Below are 14,748 nucleotides of genomic sequence, written 5' to 3'. Positions count from 1 at the left end.
GTGCCGCGGCCGCCGCTGGACGGGCTGATCGACGACCTCTACCACCTGGCGGGCGCGCCGCCGTACGCCCGGCTGACGTTGCCGCCGATGCCCGGGGCGTTCCTCATCGTCAACCTCGGGCCGCCGTTCCGTATCCGCGCCGGTGCCGAAATCGAGGCGGCCGAGTACGCCGACGGCTGCGTGGTCACCACGCCCACCCGCGCGCTGGAGTTCGGCTATCCGCCCGGGACACGGTCGGTGGGCGTGCACTTCAAACCGTGGGGTCCGGCGCAGTTCCTGCCGATGCCCGCGGCCGAGCTGTGCGACCGGCCGGTGACCCTGGAGCAGGTTTGGGGCAGGCCCGCCGTCGCCGAACTGCGAGACCGGCTGGCCACGGCGGACGGACCGCACGAGATGCTGACGCTGCTCGAAGAGGAGCTGATGCGTCGGCTGCGCGAGACCGCCGGACTGGGGCTGGTCCGCCATACGAGCGGCGTTCTCGCCGCGACCGGTGGTGCGGTGGCGATCGGCGGCCTGAGCGCCGCGGCCGGGGTCAGCAGCACTCATCTGGCACAACGGTTCAAGCAGCTCGTCGGCGTCACGCCGAAGCGGCTGGCCCGCACGTACCGCCTCACCGCCACCGTGTTCGCGATCGACCCCGCCGGGCCGGTCGATTGGGGCGCCCTCGCCGGCGAGGCCGGTTATTTCGACCAGGCCCACTTCGGCCACGAGTTCCGTGAGTTCACCGGGCTCACGCCGACCCGGTATCTCGAAGTCCGGCGGCGCTTCCTGCGGGAACATCCCGGCCACGCGCTGGACGGCTGGCCGCTGCCCGCCGATTGATTTCTTACAAGAGCGACGGCTCGCGAGCCGCTAGTTTCGGGGCACCCCCAAGCAGAGGAGAGCCCGTGGGCAAGGTGGTCATGTACGCCTCGGTGTCGGTGGACGGCTTCATCGCGGACGAGAGCGACCAGCCCGGACCGTTGTTCGATTGGCTGACCGGCGGTGACGTCCCGTTGGACGAGAGCGGTGCGCTCAAGGTGTCGCAGACCTCCTACGACTACACCCGGCCGTACTGGGACGAGATCGGGGTGACGATCGCCGGCCGTCACGTCTTCGACCTGACCGACGGCTGGGACGGGAATCCGCCGAGCGGGATCGACCACGTGGTCGTCGTGACGCACCGCCCGGCGCCCGAGGGCTGGGACCCCGCGGCGCCGTTCCACTTCGTCGACGGCGTCGAGGCGGCCGTGGCCAAGGCGCGGGAGCTCGCGGGTGACCGCGTGGTCGAGGTCGCCGCCGGCGACGTCGGCGGCCAGGCGCTGGCCGCGGGCCTCGTCGACGAGGTGCGTATGGACGTCGTTCCCGTGGTGTTCGGGTCCGGCAAGCGCTACTTCGGGTCGGTCAAGGCGCAGCACCTGCTGGAGGATCCCGACGTGGTGCTCCAGGGCGACCGGGTGCTGCACCTGCGTTATCGGGTGCGGCGTTGAGGTCTCAGCCCAGGCTCCTGGCCGCGAAGGTGTCGCACCGGGCAGGCTCGCCGGTCTCGAAGCCGGTGGTGAACCACTTCTTCCGCTGCGCCGAAGTGCCGTGGCTGAACTTCGACTCGTCGACCCGGCCACCGCCGAGCTTCGACTGGATGTAGTCGTCACCGATCCGCGAAGCGGTGTCCAGCGCGGAGTCGATGTCCCCCTGGGTGACCCCGGTGATCAGCGGCCGCCCGGATTCGGTCGGGGTGGTCGTGGCGTGGTTCGCCCAGACACCGGCATAGCAGTCGGCCTGCAGTTCCAGCCGCACGGAACCGGATGTCGGCCCGCTCCCGGTGCCCTTTTTGGACACTCCGGTGAGGTTCTGCACGTGGTGCCCGTATTCGTGGGCCAGCACGTACGCCTCCGCGAAAGGCCCGCCCTGTGCGCCGAACCGGGTGCGGAGTTCGTTGAAGAAGGCGAGGTCGATGTAGACCTCGGAGTCGCCAGGGCAGTAGAAGGGCCCGACGTCCGAAGTCGCGCTGCCGCAGGCGGTGTTCACGCCCCCGTTGAAGAAGTTGGTGACGGCCTTGCGGTAGGTCGACCCGGACCGCTGGAACTCCTGCCCCCAGTAGTCCTGGATCGAGTTGATGAAGCCGACGATCGCGCAGTCGTGGTTCCGGTTCGCGTCCGCGCCGGTCTTGCACTCCTGCGACAGCGACGTGTTGTCCATCTGCTGTCCGGTGCCCACACCGCCGAGGCTGCCCGAAGACGGGCTTAGGCTCACGCCGCCGAACTGGGAGAGCAGGAAGTAGATGACGAGGCCGACCACGCCGAGCCCGCCGCCGCCGAGTGCCACCCGGCCGCCGATACCGCCACCACCGCCGCCGCGCAGATCCTCGACCTCGGAGGTGTCCAGTCCCGCGCCTTCGTCGAATCGCACGGGGGAAAGCGTAACCGGAAGACCCCGGATACGCCTGGGTGCGGCCACCCGCGGGCGCCGCACCCAGAACTACCGAGGTTGTCTTGTTCCGATCGCCGGTTGGCCGCGATCACCGGGCCGGCGCCGGGCACTGCCGAGGCGGTCGAAGAGGCCGCGAACCCGAAACAGGCCGGAGTGACGCCGAATGCGCGAGAATTGTCGAGCGCATCTTGAGATGCCCGCGCTCATCGCTGTTCACAGTCGCGACCGACCCGGTCCTTTCCGTTCCGGTCGCGGGGACACAGCAGGCGGTCAACCGCGAGAATCACCCGCCATACCACCACCTGACCCTTCCCGGCTGGGGAGCAGGTCGGCGACCCTTCGAGGAGATCGCCCGTTACTTGCCCGACCATCCGCTGACAAGCAGAATGCGCCTTTTCGCGCCGAGTCTCAACCTTTTCGTGACCCTCCTTCGGGCGAATGTCCCGCCGGGTTTTTCACGGCCGAAAAGTGACCGGCGGGTATGCGCCTTGTGCGATCAACGCTCTACGCTGCGTGGATGGCGGTGGAGCAGAAGGAAGTGCGCTGGCTGTCCGAGTCCGAGATGGTGGCTTGGCGCTCGTACATCGTCGCCACCATGCGGCTGCGGCAGCGTCTGCATCGCGAACTCTCCGAGCGCCACGAAGTCACCCTCGCCGATTACGAGGTCCTGGTCTGCCTTTCGCTCCAGCCCGACCGGCGGATGCGGATGACGGAGCTGGCGAGCATGCTCGGCTCGACCAAGAGCAGGCTTTCGCACCAGATGGTCCGGCTGGAGGCCGACGGTCTCATCCGCCGCACGCGCGACCCGGCGGACAAACGCGGTGTCGTCGCGGAGATGACGGAAAGTGGCGCGGAACTGCTGGAGGGCGCCGCGCCGACGCATGTCGAGGGGGTCCGGGAGCATCTGATCGACCTGCTGAGCCCCGAAGAGCAGCAGGTGCTGGGTCAGGCCTTCGGGCGGGTGCTGGATCACCTGTCGGAGATCGACGGCCTTCCGCGTCTGCCGCCGGTCACTTCTTGAGGGAGTCGAGCCGCGCGGCCTGACGGGTCAGGTGCGCGCGCTCGGCCAGGTTGACCGCCTTGGCGGCGGCCTCGCCGTACAGCCGCGCCGCCGTCGTCAGGTCGCCGTCGCGCTCGTGCAGGTACGCCGCCACCGCCGCGTACCGGGGCAGCGAGTCGTCCAGTTCCGCGAGCGCGGCCAGGCCCGCGCGCGGTCCGTCCGCCTCGCCGACGGCCACCGCGCGGTTGAGCCGGACGACCGGGCTGCCGGTCAGCCGCACGAGTTCGTCGTACCACTCGACGATCTGCACCCAGTCGGTCTCTTCGGCGGTGGGCGCGTCGGCGTGGAGTGCCGCGATGGCGGCCTGCGCCTGGAACTCGCCCAGCCGGTCACGGGCCAAGGCCGCCTGAAGGATCTCGACGCCCTCGGCGATCAGGCGCGTGTCCCAGTCTCCGCGGTCCTGTTCGGCGAGTGGCACCAGCTCGCCGCCGGGAGCCGTCCGCGCGGCGCGCCGGGCGTGGTGGAGCAGCATGAGGGCGAGCAGGCCCGCGACCTCGGGATGGTCGATCGAGGCCGAGAGACGGCGGGTGAGCCGGATGGCTTCGGCGGCGAGGTCGACGTCGCCGGAGTAGCCCTCGTTGAACACCAGGTAGAGCACGCGGAGCACGGTGGCGACGTCGCCCGCCTGGTCGAAACGCACACCTGAGACGGTGCGCTTGGCCCGGCTGATGCGCTGCGCCATGGTCGCTTCGGGCACCAGATACGCCTCGGCGATCTGGCGGGTGGTCAGCCCGCCGACGGCGCGAAGGGTGAGCGCGACCGCCGAAGACGGCGTCAGCGACGGGTGGGCGCACAGGAAGTAGAGCTGCAGCGTGTCGTCCGCCTCGGGGACGGGCCCGGGAGCGGGCTCGTCGTCGACGAGGTCCTCGCGCCGGCGACGGGCGGCGTCCGACCGGGCCATGTCGAGGAATTTGCGCCACGCGACGGTGACGAGCCAGCCTTTCGGGTCCTTCGGCCGGTCGCCGGGCCAGACGCGGACGGCTTCGATCAGCGCTTCCTGCACGGCGTCCTCGGCCGCCGCGAAGTCGGCGCCTCGGCGGACGAGGATTCCGAGGACGTTCGGCGTGAGGCTACGGAGCAGGGCCTCGTCCGGTTCGGCGCTCACTCCGTGATGACGAGCTGCTCGCCCAGGACCGGGCGCACTTCGAGCCATTCATGGATCGGCTTCCCGCCCGCTCCCGGTGCGGCCGACAGCTCGCCCGCCAGTTCGAGTGCCCGCTCGTAGCTGTCGACGTCGATCACCATGAAGCCGGCGATGAGGTCCTTGGTCTCGGCGAAGGGGCCGTCGGTGACCGGCGGCTTGCCCTCGCCGTCGTACCGGACGAAGGTGCCTTCGGGGGCGAGAGCCTGCTCCTGGACGAACTCGCCGGTCTCGACGAGGCGGGCGGCGAAGTCCTTCATGTAGTTCATGTGCGCCGTGATCTCGTCCGGGGCCCAGTGGTCCATCGGCACGTCGTTGACCGCCGCCGGAGCGCCGCGGTAGTGCTTGAGCAGCAGATACTTGGGCATGCCGGAAGGGTAACGGCAGTCTGCCGGTCCTTCTGCCTGGTGGTCTATACCTCCGACCTCTAGCGTTCTTGTCGCGTTCCTCTCTCGCGAAAGGAAGAGCCCTTGTTCCAGGCGAAACGGCTGCTGGTCATAGTCGGTCTCCTTGGTGGTTTGCTCGTCGGGGAGGCCGCGGCCTCCGACAAATTCGCGGTTTCCGTCGCCAAGGACCACAGCCATCCACTGCCACCCGGCGCCGCCCCCGTGGCGCCGCTCGCTCCCGCCGTCGCTCAGGCGCAGGTCGCCGCCAATCCGGTGGTCTGCGAGGGCGACGGGGTATCCGGCAAACGCGTCGAGCTGGTCTACGTCCGTGAGGCCGGTCAGCCCGACCGGTACACGACCGTGGTGCCGTCTCTGCGCGCCTACGCGTCCGGGATCGACGACGCGTTCAACGACAGCGCCGCGGCGACAGGCGCCAGCAGGCACCTCCGGTACGTGACGACCGCGGGCGCGGGCTGTCAGGTCGCCGTCGCGAACCTCGTGGTGCCCGACGGCACGTATCTGTCCGGTGCCATCCGCGACCGCGCCATCCAGGCCGGTTTCTTCAACGCCGACCGCGACTACATGCTGTTCTCCGACAACCCGCACACCTGTGCCGGCACGTGGGGCGACAGCGACGACCAGCCCGGTCCTGCCAACGCCTTCAACAACGGCAGGCACTACACGGAGATCGCCGTCCCGTGCTGGGGTGTCAACGCCGCCGCCCACGAACTGGGCCACATGCTCGGCGCCGTCCTGCCGGGCGCCCCGCACTACCAGGGTGGCGGCCACTGCTCCCAGGAATGGGACCTGATGTGTTACGGCGACACCCAGTCCTTCGACTGCACGGAACGCGATTTCGATCGGCTGCTGGACTGCGGCAACGACGACTACTTCAGCACGAACCCGGCCCCCGGCAGCTGGCTCGCCACCCACTGGAACGTCGCCAACAGCGCCTTCCTGATCAAGAAGGACACCCCCGACAACGACGACGGCCACGCGCGGGGCGGCAAGACCTACGTCATCACCGGCGCGAACGGTGACGCCATCGACGTCGTGGGTTCGTCGACCGGCGGCCTCGTCAATCTCAGCCACCGGCCGCGCAACGACTCCATGAGCCAGAAGTGGATCCTCGGGTACAACACGGGATTGCAGCTCGTCAACGCCAACAGCCAGCTGTGCGCCGACAGCGCGCAGAGCGGGACGGCGCCGGGTACGCAGATCCTCCAGTACAACTGCAACGGTCAGAACGGCATGCGGTGGGCGTTCCAGCCGCTCGGCAACGGCAAGGTGGCGATCTTCAACTACCTGACCGGCTACGCGATCACCGACGGCGGCGCGTATCCGGCCCCGTTGGTCCAGCAGCCCTACACCGGGGCGGCCAATCAGCAATGGACGCTGAACCCCGTCGCCGACCCCGGCCCGAAGGCGGGCACGAAGTACTACCTGACGGTCGCCACCAACGGCAACAGCGCGGCGGTCGTCGACGGTTCGTCGTCGGCGGGCGCGAAGATCACCCACGTCGCGCGGCAGAACGACAACGGCCAGAAGTGGCGGCTCGCCGACGCGGGCGGCGGGTACTGGAAGATCTCCAACGAGCGCAGCGGTCAGTGCCTGCGGCCGGTCTCCGGCAGTACCGCGGAGGGCGCGCTCCTGGAACAGACGCACTGCGGTTCGGCCACCAACCAGCAATGGAAGCTGCTCCGCAGCGCCGACATGCGCTACGGGCTGGTGAACCGGGCCAGCCTGCTGGCGGTGCGGCAGGTCAACAACGGGACGGCCTCGATCCTGGAGCAGCGGCCCTTCCACGGCGGCCGCAGCGATGAGACCGTCTGGGCTCTCGTGCCCGCGTGAACGCGAAGCTCCCCAGGCCCGCGGGCCTGGGGAGCTTCGGTTTCAAGACTGGCGGTAGCGGTGGGATTCGAACCCACGGAGGACAGAGCCCTCGCATGTTTTCAAGACATGTTCCTTCGGCCGCTCGGACACGCTACCGCTGTCGAGGGTATCCGACTGGCTTTTGTTGTAATGCTTCGGATCTAGTCGAAGTCCCAGTCGGTCAGGATTCCCACGAAGATGAAGCCCGCCAGGAGCAGGACGATGATGGCGACGCCGATGTAGCCGATGATGATCGCCGCGAGCGCCATCCCCTGACCGCCCGCTTCCCCGCGTTTGGCCTTGGAATGCGCGATATGCCCCATGATGACGCCCGCGATCGACGGCAGGCCGCTGCAGGCGACCAGGCTGGCGATCGACACGACCAGCGCCGCGATCGCCAGGCCCTGCTCCTGCGGCGGTTGCGGCGGGCCGTACCCATAGCCCGGCTGCTGGTACGGCTGCCCGTACGGAGGTTGCTGGCCGTAGGGCTGCTGGTGACCGTAGGGGTCTTGCGGGTATGTCACCCGCTCACCGTAACCGCCCGAGTTCAGGAAGCTTGGCTCTTCGCGGCCTTCGCCGCGATTCGCGCCTGGACCTCGGGACGGCGCAACGGTGGCACCGTCGCCGGCGGCTGACGGCGTGCGGGCAGTTCGGTCAGCAGCCGCCGGGTGATCTCGGTGATCTCGGCGACGGCGGCCTCGAAGGGCTCGCGGGTGGCGTCGGACAGGCTCTGCACCCCGGACACCTTGCGGACGTACTGGCGGGCGGCGGCCTCGATCTCGTCCGGCGTCGCCGCCGGCTCAAGCCCTCGAAGCGTCGTGATGTTCCGGCACATGGCCCGATGGTACGTCCGCCCACCGACGTTTCCGAGTGCTTCGATCACACAGTCGGTTAGAAGCTGCCTCGGTTCGTTGACGCCGAAAAACGCGGTTGGGCACCCTCGGCGGAGTGCCCCTCAGACCCCGTTCTCTTCGCCGCGCACCCGTCGAGCCGATCCCCGAACCGGCCGAACCCTCCCCGATCCCGGAACAGGTCTGGCAGCGCGTCCCGATCGACGCCCTGATCGACCTGGTCACCGAGATCTTCACCGCCCACGATCTGCCGTGGTCGCGCGCCAGGATGGCCGCCGAGGCGTTGTGCCACGGCGATCTCACCGGAACGCCGGAGTCCGGTGTCGCCGAACTGACCCGGCTGCATCTGCCGATGCTGGTCGACGGCACGGTGCGGCCGAGGGCCGAACCGCTGATGATCGCCGACCGCGGCGCCGCGGCCCTGATCGACTACCGCCGCGCGCCCGGGCTGTGGGCCGTGGGCGACGCGATGGACCGGGCGGTGTCCCGGGCGGGCCGGTACGGCGTCGGGCTCATGTCGGTCCGCGGTGTCGGTCCGTTCGGCCGTGCCGGGCATCATGCGGCGAGGGCGTTGCCGCACACCATGATCGGGCTCGTCATGGCGGCGGGCGGTGAGCTCGGGAAGGCCGCGAACCCACTGGGCATGGCCGCTCCCGCGGGCGCGTACCCCGAATTCGTTCTCGACCTGGACACCCTCGCGGATGTCGATAGCGCCGCCGTCGCCGGCTTCGCGCTGTTGGTGGAGATCTTCGCCGGGGTGCTGTCGGGCGTCGGCGACCACGATCACGACACCGGGCTGATGGTGATGGCCATCGCGCCGACGACGCTCCGCAGCGCCGACGGGTTCTACAAGGCGGCCAGCGCGCTGTTCGGCAGCCTGCTCGGCTGGGAGGGCGGCACCCCGGTCCGCTATCCGGGCTGGCGTGAGGCGCAGTACCTCGAACAGTGCCAGGCGCTCGGTGTCCCGCTGAACGAGCCGGTGCACCGCGAACTCGAAGACCTCGCGAGGGCGTTGCGCCTGGCGCCGTTGCAGGGCCGCTAGTTTCGCGTGCTCGGCCCAGCCGCGGCCGTGTCGTCCGTTCAATCACGCGTGTCGTCCGTTCAATCACGCGAGAGGCACGGGACCGCTAGGCCAAGACGACGCGGCCGCCTTCGCCGCCGACCTCCACGACGTCGCCGTTCGTCAGCTGACGCCCGCGCCGGACCTCCACCTCGCCGTTGACCGTGACCTCTTCGGCGTCGAGGAGGTCTTTGGCGTGCGAACCGTCTTCGGCCAGGTTGGCCAGTTTGAGGAACTGGCCGAGGCGGATCGGCTCGCCGGTGATCGGGACGTCGTGGATGCTCATGGGGAGATCATCCCCGGGCGTCCATCTTCCGGTACAAGGTGGCGACGTCGGTGTCGAAGTAGCTGCTGTAGGACGTGTCCGGATCGTCCCCGCCGTACAGGTAACCGCCGATCACGCCGACGACGGTGCCGAGTTCGGTCTGGGGGTCGGCACCGACCACCCACGGGCCGCCGCTGGTGCCGGTCGTGAAGCCGGGGCACGCGACGCGCATCTGGTAGGTGTCGGCCTGGGCGCTTGAGCCGTGGCAGACGACCGGCGCCTCCTGTTCGTCGGGATAGCCGGTCAGGGTGATCGTATGGGCGAATCCGCCGCCGGTGAGCAGCGTGTTGGCGCCGGTGACGCTTTCGAGGGTCTTCGCGGTGCCCGCCTGACGGGCGGTCGCGAAGCCGACGTCGAGGTCCGGATCGGAGGACTCGGCCCAGCCGTCGGGAACCTGCGGATCCGAGACGTCCCAATACCCGTAGGGCGCGACGCCGTCGTGATAGCCGGGCGCGAACGTGATCCCTGTCGCGTATTCGCCGCCTTCGCCGTCGTGGAGGCAATGCGCCGCCGTGAGCAGGAGGTCCCCGGGGGCGCTGTGGACGACGCTGGCCGTGCAGAAATGCGTTCCGTCGAGGAAGAGCGCGCCGATCGCCGGATTGGTCCGAGGAGCACCGGGGGTGGCCGCCACGGTCGCGCCGCCCGCGGTCGCGGCAGGATCCGGCGCAGCGGAACAACCGGACAGAACGACACAGAGCACGAGCAACAGGGCGCGGCGCATCGCCTTCCTTTCGCTCGTCCACGGCCGTCGGGTTCCAGATCACCATAAGTGGTACGCGAACACAGCCCGAATCGATCAACGCACAGCAAGCTCACAGCCGTAGTATGTGTTACCTCCGGTAACAGTCGAGCGGGTTGGAGCGGGTATGAAGTCGTTCACGGACAAGGTCGTGGTGATCACGGGCGCGGGCTCGGGGATCGGCAAGGCGCTCGCGATCGAACTGGCGGGGCGGGGCGCCAGGCTGGCGCTGTCCGATGTCGACGCCGTCCGTGCGGCGAGCACCGTTGCGGAGTGCGAGAAGGCGGGCGCGACCGCGAAGGCGTACGCACTCGACGTCGCCGACCGTGACGCCGTCCTCGCGCACGCCGAGGAGGTCGCCGTCGATTTCGGCGGCGCCAACGTCGTGGTGAACAACGCCGGGGTCGCGCTCGGGGCCACGGTCGAGGAAATGACCTGGGACGACTACGACTGGCTGATGGGGATCAATCTCGGCGGCGTGGTCAACGGCACGAAGGCTTTTCTGCCGCAGGTGATCGCCTCGGGTGACGGGCATATCGTCAACCTTTCGAGTGTGTTCGGCTTCATCGGCGTGCCCACGCAGAGTGCATACAACGCGGCGAAATTCGGGGTGCGGGGGTTCACCGAGGCGCTGCGGCAGGAAATGCTGATCGCCCGGCATCCGGTCAAGGTCAGCTGCGTGCATCCCGGCGGCATCAAGACGAATATCGCCCGTGACGCGCGAGGCGGCGTCGAGCGGGACATCGACAAAGCGGCCGAAGGATTCGAAAAGATCGCGAGGACGACGCCGGAGAAGGCGGCACAGACCATCGTGCGCGGTATCGAACGGGGGACGGCGCGCATCCTGATCGGCCCGGACGCGTATGCCATCGACGCGATTCCCCGTGTGCTCGGCTCTTTTTACCAGCGGCCACTCGCCCTGCTGGGGCGCATGGGAATGAAGCGGCTCTGAACGGAGTAACGCTCCGTGCTCCGGATGGCTCGGGATAACTCGATCGGGGTGCGTTACTTACGGCGGCGTCGGAAATGCACCACAATGCTCAAGTTCGTGATTCCGCTTCCGGAGGTCCCCATGCCGCGCGCCGCCCAGCGCCGTCCGTCGACCGACGCGTTCTCCGCGCCTGTCGAGACCGTCGAACTCCTGGACCGGACGGGAATCATCGCGGCGAGCCTGCCGAAGCGGCGGCGCAGCCCGGAGAACGAACCCGAGCCCGAGCCGATGCCGGTGCGCCCCCCGGTCTGTGAACCGGTCGTGGACAAGGATCTGCGGCCCAAGGCCGTCGTCATCCACCGTCGTGCCCGCTCCTGGCTGGTCGGCGGGGCCGGGGTGGCGCTGCTCGCCATCGGCTGGTTCGCCGGCACCTTCGCCGTCGAGCCGGTCGACGACACCGCCCTGCCCGAGCAGCCGCTGCCCGCCGTGGCGACCCAGCAGGCGGCGCCGCCCGCGCAGCCCGCGCCGCAGGCCGCCCCGGTGACCGTCTACGTCCCGGTCACGGTGAAACAACAAGCGCCCGCGACGAAGAAGAAGCCCGTCAAGGAGCAGGTCGTCGCCCTGCCGCCCGCCGAGACCAAACCGCCGGAGCAGCCGCGTTCCGACACCGGATCGCGGGACAAGCCTGCCGACGGCCTCCGGAGCCTGATGGATCCCGTCGTGGCGAGTTCGCTGGCGATGGAGATGGCGCACGGAATGATGAGCTACGGCCGCTGACCCGTCAGCGTGGCGGCCAGCGCGGAGCCCTCGCCGGGGTCGCCGTGCACGAGTTCGGTGCGGTGCACCACGCGCGGCGAGGACAGGGAAAGCGTGCTCACGCCGGTGAGCACGTCCGCCGGGAGCAGCGCCAGCCCCTGACCGGCGGCGACCAGGCCGAGCAGACCGCGGACGTCGGTCCCGGTGTAGCGCAGGCGACCGCGGAACCCGTCGGTCGAGGCGGATTTCCTCAAGCGCTCCAACGGAATCGCGGTGTCCGGTGCGTCGATCCAGCCCGCGTCGGCGAGTTCGGCCAGCCGGACGGCCCGTCCCGTCATCGGATGGCCCGCGGGTACCGCGACCGCGAGCGGGCGTTCGCCGACGACGGTGGTGGTGAGCGGCCCGGCGTCGGGCAGCGGCAGAGGATCGCTCGGCGCGGTCATCCCGTCGACGAGACCGAGGTCGAGCGTGCCCGCCGCGACCTCCGTCAGGACGGCTTCGCGGCCCAGGACGCGTAATTCGGTGCCGCGTGGCACGGCGGAGGCGACTTCGGCGGTGAGCGACAGCGGGGTCAGCCCGAGGATGACCCGGCCGGTGGGCGCCGCGGTGAGCCTGGCGAGATCCGCGCGGGCGGCGTCGAGCCGGGTCAGCAGCGGGCCGGCGTGTTCGAGGAGACGTTCCCCGGCCCGGGTCGGCGCGACGGGCCGCCGGGTCAGCAGTGTGGTGCCGAGATCCTGTTCGAGCGTGGCGATGTGCTGGGAAATCGCGGACTGCGTGTAGCCGAGGTCGCGGGCCGCCCGCGAGAACGAGCCGCCGCGTGCCACCGCCACGAAGGTGCGGAGCAGATGGGTCTCCATGGTCATCAGTATCGCTTATCGAACCAGCATGGATCATCGTTGGCGCTGAACTCGATTCCCGGGTCAGGATGGCCGCATGACACAGAAAGCCCGGGTCGCCCTGGTCGGCGACCGTTCGGACGGCGTCCGCTCCCACGTCCGGATCCCGACGCTCTTCGCGCGTCTCGCCGAGCGTGACGACCTCGAACTCGACGCCTACTGGATCCCGACCGACGCCGCCGGCGACCTCACCGGTTTCGACGGCGTCTGGCTGGTGCCCGGCAGCCCGTACCGGTCCGAAGCCGGCGCGGTGGAGACCGTACGCGCCGCCCGCGAGAACGGCATCCCGTTCCTCGGCACCTGCGCCGGTTTCCAGCACGCGCTGCTGGAATTCGCGCGGAACGTCTGCGGCCTCGACGGGATCGGGCACGCGGAGAACGCGCCGGACTCGCCCGACCGGCTGATCGTCCCCCTGGCTTGTTCGCTCGTCGGGCACGAGGGCGCCGTCCACGTCACGCCGGGCACCCTCGCGGCACGGGTCCTCGGGGTGGAACGTTCCGTTGAGCGGTACCACTGTTCGTACGGTCTCGACGCCCGGCATCTGGACACCTTGGCGGCGAACGGGGTCGTCTTCAGTGGATTCGACGGCGATGGCGACGCGCGGATCGCGGAACTGCCGGAACATCCGTTCTTCCTGGCGACGCTGTTCCAGCCGGAACTCGCCGGCGACGGAACCCGGCCGCATCCGCTCGTCCAGGCCTTCGCCCGTGCCGCCGCGGACCACGCGAAACTGTCCGTCCACAGTGGACGCTGACGGGCGTCGTGGTCCGGATGGGCGCTGACACTGCGGAAGTGATCGACTACCGTGAGCCAAGGGGAGGGGCTCATGGAGAAGGGGGATTCCGCTCGGAGCACCACGTTCAAGGCCGCCTTCGCGGTCGGCGAGTTCCGGGCGTTGTGGGCGGCGGAGGCGCTTTCGCAGGCCGGTGACCAGCTGGCCAGGGTCGCGTTGTCGGTGCTCGTCTGGGAAAGAACCGCGTCGGCGGGGCTGACCGGGCTCACCTACGGCCTGACGTACCTGCCGACGCTGATCGGGGGCACGCTGTTCGCCGGTTTGGCGGACCGGTATCCGCGGCGGACGGTGATGATCGTCTGCGACCTGCTGCGCGCGGCGCTCGCGGCGCTGATGGCCGTGCCGGGAATGCCGCTCGCGGTGCTGGCCGGGCTGCTGGTGCTCCTGACGATGGCGGGCGGGCCCTTTCGGGCGGCGCAGCTCGCGTTGCTGCCGGACGTCCTCGAAGGCGACCGGTACATCGCCGGGCTCGCGGTCCGCACGATCACCATCCAAACGGCACAGCTCGCCGGATTCGGTGGTGGCGGGCTGGTGATCGGGTTCGTGACGCCCTATTGGGGGCTGGTGATCGACGCGGTGACCTTTGTGGTCTCGGCACTGCTGGTGTCCACAGGGGTTCGTCGCCGGGCGCCCGTCGCCACGGAATCTTCGGTGAAAAGCCGCGTGGCACGGGCTTTCAGTGGTGAAGGCGTCAGAGAACTGTGGCAGGGCAAGGGAATCCGGGTGCTCTTCGGGCTGAAGATGCTCGCCGGGTTCGCCATCGCGCCGGAAGGGCTCGCGGCACCGCTCGCCGTCGGTCTCGGGGCGGGGACTTTCGCGGTCGGGCTTATTCTCGCGGCGGATCCGGTCGGTTCGGTAATAGGATCGTGGATCTTCACGAAATGGGTTCCGGCGCGACGGAAAACGCGAATGGTCGGCATTCTCGCCATCGCATCCGTCGTTCCTTTGGTCTTTCTCTTCTTTCGCCCGCCGCTGCCGGTGTGCCTGCTGTTGATCGGGCTCAGCGGGGCCTTCGCGGCGCCGTACCACCTGCAGGCCGTCGCGTTGATGGCCCGCGCTGTGCCCGACGGCGTCCGGGCACAGGTGATGGGCCTGACCTCGACGAGTTTGGTGACCGTACAAGGAATCGGGATCATGCTCGCGGGCGGTCTCGCCCAGCTGACCGGCCCGTTCGTGGCCGTCGGGGTGGCCGCGACGGTGGCCGTGGCCTCGGCGGGGCCGATGGCGATGGCCTGGAAACGCGCCATCGCCACCGGACCCGATGTATGGCTCCCGGCCGGGAGCCGGGCCGGCTGAATTGATGGGATCAGTCCTCGCGACCGTTCATGATGGCCCTCCCTCCCACTGCTCCATCTGTGTGTTCCGGAATTGACTCGAGCCACCCTCAGTACTACCTCGGATACATTGAAATGTGTACGGAAGGGGGACCGGTGACGATGATTATGGGGGATACGGAACTCGCCGGAGAAGGGACCGGTACACGTCTGAGAGCCTGGGTCCGGCACTGGGAGTTATGGTCCGGACCACGC

General features: G+C 69.4%; 17 protein-coding genes and 1 tRNA gene. 9 read left to right on the top strand and 9 right to left on the bottom strand.

Annotated elements, in window-relative coordinates; translation table 11 throughout:
- A complete protein-coding gene (locus tag BLW75_RS22930) occupies positions 1-822 on the top strand; it encodes an AraC family transcriptional regulator (protein WP_034309926.1) in 822 nt (273 codons plus the stop codon).
- 65 nt (positions 823-887) lie between these two features.
- A complete protein-coding gene (locus BLW75_RS22925; protein WP_034309815.1) occupies positions 888-1,469 on the top strand; it encodes a dihydrofolate reductase family protein in 582 nt (193 codons plus the stop codon).
- Between the two features lie 4 nt (positions 1,470-1,473).
- On the opposite strand, the gene ypfJ is transcribed toward BLW75_RS22925, so the two are convergent.
- On the bottom strand, positions 1,474-2,388 hold the full coding sequence (gene ypfJ / locus BLW75_RS22920) for a KPN_02809 family neutral zinc metallopeptidase (protein WP_034309818.1): 915 nt from the start codon (positions 2,386-2,388) through the stop codon (positions 1,474-1,476).
- Between the two features lie 538 nt (positions 2,389-2,926).
- Here ypfJ and BLW75_RS22915 point away from each other — a divergent pair.
- Complete coding sequence (locus BLW75_RS22915; protein ID WP_034309821.1) at positions 2,927-3,430, top strand: MarR family winged helix-turn-helix transcriptional regulator; 504 nt, start codon at positions 2,927-2,929, stop codon at positions 3,428-3,430.
- Here BLW75_RS22915 and BLW75_RS22910 read toward each other — a convergent pair.
- Both BLW75_RS22910 and BLW75_RS22905 read right to left on the bottom strand, forming a co-directional pair.
- Positions 3,420-4,574, bottom strand: a complete 1,155-nt coding sequence (locus BLW75_RS22910) for an RNA polymerase sigma factor (protein WP_034309824.1) — start codon at positions 4,572-4,574, stop codon at positions 3,420-3,422. The two genes, BLW75_RS22915 and BLW75_RS22910, sit on opposite strands and share 11 nt — an antisense overlap.
- The gene (locus BLW75_RS22905; protein WP_034309826.1) at positions 4,571-4,978 is read right to left on the bottom strand and encodes a YciI family protein; all 408 of its coding nucleotides are present in this window, start codon (positions 4,976-4,978) and stop codon (positions 4,571-4,573) included. The genes BLW75_RS22910 and BLW75_RS22905 overlap by 4 nt, the downstream gene beginning before the upstream one ends.
- Before the next feature lie 102 nt (positions 4,979-5,080).
- On the opposite strand from BLW75_RS22905, the gene BLW75_RS22900 reads away from it, so the two are divergent.
- Positions 5,081-6,847 carry an RICIN domain-containing protein gene (locus BLW75_RS22900; protein WP_034309827.1) on the top strand — a complete coding sequence of 589 codons (1,767 nt, stop codon included), beginning with the start codon at positions 5,081-5,083 and terminating at the stop codon, positions 6,845-6,847.
- 49 nt (positions 6,848-6,896) lie between these two features.
- Here BLW75_RS22900 and BLW75_RS22895 read toward each other — a convergent pair.
- The 3 genes from BLW75_RS22895 to BLW75_RS22885 form a co-directional block, all read right to left on the bottom strand.
- Positions 6,897-6,985: transfer RNA gene (locus BLW75_RS22895), tRNA-Ser, on the bottom strand.
- Between the two features lie 44 nt (positions 6,986-7,029).
- Positions 7,030-7,392 carry a DUF4190 domain-containing protein gene (locus BLW75_RS22890; protein WP_034309829.1) on the bottom strand — a complete coding sequence of 121 codons (363 nt, stop codon included), beginning with the start codon at positions 7,390-7,392 and terminating at the stop codon, positions 7,030-7,032.
- Between the two features lie 23 nt (positions 7,393-7,415).
- The gene (locus BLW75_RS22885; protein ID WP_034309927.1) at positions 7,416-7,703 is read right to left on the bottom strand and encodes a DUF2277 domain-containing protein; all 288 of its coding nucleotides are present in this window, start codon (positions 7,701-7,703) and stop codon (positions 7,416-7,418) included.
- A 113-nt stretch (positions 7,704-7,816) separates the two neighbouring features.
- Between BLW75_RS22885 and BLW75_RS22880 the strand changes: the two genes are divergently transcribed.
- Positions 7,817-8,761 (top strand): Ldh family oxidoreductase, encoded by a 945-nt coding sequence (locus tag BLW75_RS22880; RefSeq protein ID WP_241783489.1) that lies wholly within the window; start codon positions 7,817-7,819, stop codon positions 8,759-8,761.
- An 85-nt stretch (positions 8,762-8,846) separates the two neighbouring features.
- Here the strand turns inward: BLW75_RS22880 and BLW75_RS22875 are convergent, their stop codons facing one another.
- Complete coding sequence (locus BLW75_RS22875) at positions 8,847-9,065, bottom strand: RNA-binding S4 domain-containing protein (RefSeq protein WP_005149665.1); 219 nt, start codon at positions 9,063-9,065, stop codon at positions 8,847-8,849.
- Positions 9,066-9,072: 7 nt separating this feature from the next.
- On the bottom strand, positions 9,073-9,825 hold the full coding sequence (locus BLW75_RS22870) for a trypsin-like serine peptidase (RefSeq protein ID WP_034309834.1): 753 nt from the start codon (positions 9,823-9,825) through the stop codon (positions 9,073-9,075).
- A 145-nt stretch (positions 9,826-9,970) separates the two neighbouring features.
- Here BLW75_RS22870 and BLW75_RS22865 point away from each other — a divergent pair, with 145 nt between their 5' ends.
- Together BLW75_RS22865 and BLW75_RS22860 are read left to right on the top strand one after the other, a co-directional pair.
- Entirely contained in the window at positions 9,971-10,795 is an 825-nt protein-coding gene (locus BLW75_RS22865) for an SDR family NAD(P)-dependent oxidoreductase (protein ID WP_034309837.1), read from the top strand.
- 96 nt (positions 10,796-10,891) lie between these two features.
- A complete protein-coding gene (locus BLW75_RS22860; protein WP_241783491.1) occupies positions 10,892-11,551 on the top strand; it encodes a hypothetical protein in 660 nt (219 codons plus the stop codon).
- On the opposite strand, the gene BLW75_RS22855 is transcribed toward BLW75_RS22860, so the two are convergent.
- Positions 11,539-12,387 (bottom strand): LysR family transcriptional regulator, encoded by an 849-nt coding sequence (locus BLW75_RS22855; RefSeq protein WP_244175787.1) that lies wholly within the window; start codon positions 12,385-12,387, stop codon positions 11,539-11,541. The genes BLW75_RS22860 and BLW75_RS22855 overlap by 13 nt on opposite strands.
- Positions 12,388-12,463: 76 nt before the next feature.
- Between BLW75_RS22855 and BLW75_RS22850 the strand changes: the two genes are divergently transcribed.
- Complete coding sequence (locus BLW75_RS22850; protein ID WP_034309843.1) at positions 12,464-13,180, top strand: CTP synthase C-terminal region-related (seleno)protein; 717 nt, start codon at positions 12,464-12,466, stop codon at positions 13,178-13,180.
- A gap of 72 nt (positions 13,181-13,252) precedes the next feature.
- Positions 13,253-14,515, top strand: a complete 1,263-nt coding sequence (locus BLW75_RS22845; RefSeq protein WP_034309845.1) for an MFS transporter — start codon at positions 13,253-13,255, stop codon at positions 14,513-14,515.
- Positions 14,516-14,748: the final 233 nt, after the last annotated feature.

Source organism: Amycolatopsis lurida (assembly GCF_900105055.1).
Taxonomy (GTDB): domain Bacteria; phylum Actinomycetota; class Actinomycetes; order Mycobacteriales; family Pseudonocardiaceae; genus Amycolatopsis; species Amycolatopsis lurida.
This window is presented reverse-complemented; position numbering and strand designations above follow the sequence as displayed.

Excerpts from the sequence above, each read along its gene's own strand:
- BLW75_RS22915 (WP_034309821.1), top strand. The coding sequence starts at position 2,927 with ATGGCGGTGGAGCAGAAGGAAGTGCGCTGGCTGTCCGAGTCCGAGATG.
- BLW75_RS22905 (WP_034309826.1), bottom strand. The coding sequence starts at position 4,978 with ATGCCCAAGTATCTGCTGCTCAAGCACTACCGCGGCGCTCCGGCGGCG.
- BLW75_RS22885 (WP_034309927.1), bottom strand. The coding sequence starts at position 7,703 with ATGTGCCGGAACATCACGACGCTTCGAGGGCTTGAGCCGGCGGCGACG.
- BLW75_RS22875 (WP_005149665.1), bottom strand. The coding sequence starts at position 9,065 with ATGAGCATCCACGACGTCCCGATCACCGGCGAGCCGATCCGCCTCGGC.
- BLW75_RS22870 (WP_034309834.1), bottom strand. The coding sequence starts at position 9,825 with ATGCGCCGCGCCCTGTTGCTCGTGCTCTGTGTCGTTCTGTCCGGTTGT.
- BLW75_RS22865 (WP_034309837.1), top strand. The coding sequence starts at position 9,971 with ATGAAGTCGTTCACGGACAAGGTCGTGGTGATCACGGGCGCGGGCTCG.
- BLW75_RS22855 (WP_244175787.1), bottom strand. The coding sequence starts at position 12,387 with ATGGAGACCCATCTGCTCCGCACCTTCGTGGCGGTGGCACGCGGCGGC.
- BLW75_RS22850 (WP_034309843.1), top strand. The coding sequence starts at position 12,464 with ATGACACAGAAAGCCCGGGTCGCCCTGGTCGGCGACCGTTCGGACGGC.
- BLW75_RS22845 (WP_034309845.1), top strand. The coding sequence starts at position 13,253 with ATGGAGAAGGGGGATTCCGCTCGGAGCACCACGTTCAAGGCCGCCTTC.